This is a genomic window from Varibaculum sp. (genome assembly GCF_008661855.1).
GTDB classification, from domain to species: Bacteria; Actinomycetota; Actinomycetes; order Actinomycetales; family Actinomycetaceae; genus Varibaculum; species Varibaculum timonense_A.
Genome location: NZ_RPZY01000036.1, coordinates 1 through 2586 on the forward strand (window position 1 = coordinate 1; position 2586 = coordinate 2586).

Sequence of the window (2586 nt, forward strand, 5' to 3'; positions counted from 1 at the left end):
CGTTTCTAAATCGCTTGAGGTCTTTCTTAAACTTGGTAGTATATACCAGCCTACGCTTCTTCATCCCACAGAGACGCTTCTATTGTTTCGCGAGTAGCAGTATCCACGGAGCCAGCATAGCGACCGCTCTTAGCTTCTATGCAGGCTTCTGCCGTCTCGGCATTATAAGGTCTATACCCCATTCTGTAGAGCAAGGTCTCGATGTAGTTGCTTAAGCTCCTATTCTCAGCCCTTGCTTCACTGCGTATCTGCTGGAGTACGCTTGCATCAATTCTAATTGATGTTGATGCCTTTAGCTCAATGTTATCCACTTCTATTATATTCTATTTGTTTGTATTCTCTGCAAATATAGAGAATTTTCCGAACACACATCTGACCGCTGGGGGAAATTTCAGCTCCCAAAAAGGGTGTGATGAGGGCGACTAAAAGTTGTCCAATAAAATCGTTATCCGTAACTTTGAGCGGACACTAGCTATTCACTAGTTATAGCACACTATAACTACATACGTAGTTGTGTGCTCTCCGAGGGGCATGGAGGACACCCCCAGCACCCCCTAAAGTTGACCAAAAAGTATAAGCCATGAGCAAGACAAGTATCCATATTGAGCCATGTAAAATCGGCAGTAGCGAACAGCACAATCAACGGCTGAAGCATCTAGACTATGTGCGACCCGACCTCTCTCACCAAAACGAGAGTTGGGTTGGCGTAGCAGATTTACCTGCGCATCTTGAACAACTCCGAACCCTTGTAAAGGGAAAAACGGGGCGAGCTATGCAGGCGAAAGCAACCCCGATAAGAGAGGGGGTAATAGTAATCCGACAAGACACCACGATTGAACAATTAAAGGGTCTTGCAGATGCAATAGAACAACGCTGGGGAATTAAGACGCTACAGATATACACCCACAAGGACGAGGGGCATACAGATAGCGAGGGAGCGTGGAAGCCGAACCTACACGCTCATATAGTGTTTGATTGGGTGAACCACGACACGGGCAAGAGTATCAAGCTTAGCAAGCAAGATATGGCAGAGATGCAGACGATGGTGGCGGACTGCCTACAGATGGTTAGGGGAGAGAGTAGCGACATTAAACACCTCGGAGCGATACAATACAAGAATCAAGCCGAAGGGCTACGTCTCCAAACCCTTAAAGATCAAACGATGAAAGAAGAGGAAGCACGAGCGCAGGCACAAGCCGAAGCCAAGCAGGTGGAGCAGGTAGCGTCAAAGCAGATTCTAGCAGAATGCAAGATGTTTGGAGGGCTAGCGAATGATTACAAAAAAGCTTTTAAGGGGTCTGAGGAGCGCAGAGAGAGCATAACGGCTCAAAGGATAGAAGATGGTGGGCTATTGGAGGAACTCGGGCTAAAAGGTGCCTTTAAATCGTTTTGGGGCGAATGCAAGGATTGGTTTAGAGACTTTGGGAATAGACTCGGAGACTTAGCCCTGCTGATATGGGCATCGCCTAGAGGTGTGATGGACAAAGGAGTGAGATGTACAGCTGATAGGGTAAGGGGGAAGCTATTGCTCGATGGGCAGACGATAGAGCAGGTAAGAGCACCCAAGGTTGTGGTACCTACGTCTGACATACAAAGGCAGGCACAAGCTGTCAGAGAGCGCAATGCGGGGCAGGCTAGAGACATAGACAGACGCAGAGAGCAGCACGTTTTGCAAAAGAGACAAGAACGAAGGGGGCGCAAGATTTGACCACTCGATGCTCTTTAAAGCGAATCCCAAGCGCTTTGCCACCACTTACGCACAGTCTTTCGGTCAAGCCCCGTTTCTCTAGCGCAACGGCTCTTGTTCGTGCTGTTTGGGTTTCTATCCCTCCACTCCTGCACCTTGGCATAGTGGGGGCTATTCTCTTTCGTGGCTTTGGGTCTGCCGTCCACGTTTCGCCAAGACCCATCGGGGTAGTCTATTTCCTGCACAGCTCTTGCTCTTTCTAAGTGTGTCGCAGTGTCTCGTCCATTGCGCTTATTAGGTTCTATTCTCAGCCCCGTCCTATCCTCTACCAGCTGGCGGGGATAGGTCTCTGAGCTCTCCTTGTATGCTTTTAGAGCGTCTAGAGCATCCCGCTCAGTGAAGTGCCTGCCCGTGTTACCCGTTAGAGCTTCCATACGTGGCACAAACTCTAGAGCATCCCGTTTAAGCTCCTCAAACGGCACGTTACACTTACGAGCATAGACGGCGAGGAACATGATGCAGTGGTAGCGATGACCAACAGCCACCTTTTCGTTCGTCCACAGCATATTCTTCCACCAATCGTACAGCCCCCTATGTACATTCCACGTCTTGCGAGGTGCGCCCTCCACGATGCGCCTTTGGTACCATTCGGGGTACAGCTCTTTAGCTCTTGCTTTGGTGAGCCTATTCGTGGAGTACGCCCCTTTGTCCAGCACTTGCGCTTCCTCCTGCGACACCCCCGAATTGAGGTACTTCAGTGTCGGCTTACTAGCATACCGATTCAGCTCCTCAATCGTGTGTAATGGAGCATCTGCATTGTGCCAAGCTGTTACAATGTCTCCGTGCTTCGTATGGCTTCCAGGCACCCTAAACGGCTGTATAATGGGCTGTATTTGCAC

At 49.6% G+C, this 2586-nt stretch carries 2 protein-coding genes and 1 pseudogene; 1 reads left to right on the forward strand and 2 read right to left on the reverse strand.

Annotated features, from left to right (window positions below; genetic code table 11):
* Positions 1–50: 50 nt before the first annotated feature.
* Positions 51–311, reverse strand: coding sequence for a hypothetical protein (locus QZT94_RS04670; protein WP_296773224.1), 261 nt, complete (start codon positions 309–311; stop codon positions 51–53).
* A gap of 269 nt (positions 312–580) precedes the next feature.
* On the opposite strand from QZT94_RS04670, the gene QZT94_RS04675 reads away from it, so the two are divergent.
* Positions 581–1708: a hypothetical protein gene (locus QZT94_RS04675; RefSeq protein WP_296773225.1), complete on the forward strand. Its 1128-nt coding sequence runs from the start codon at positions 581–583 to the stop codon at positions 1706–1708.
* Between the two features lie 14 nt (positions 1709–1722).
* Here QZT94_RS04675 and QZT94_RS04680 read toward each other — a convergent pair.
* Positions 1723–2586: pseudogene (locus tag QZT94_RS04680) on the reverse strand (hypothetical protein); the annotation flags it as partial.

Bases quoted from the DNA above. Each gene is read 5' to 3' on its own strand.
- QZT94_RS04675 (WP_296773225.1), top strand. From the start codon at position 581: ATGAGCAAGACAAGTATCCATATTGAGCCATGTAAAATCGGCAGTAGC.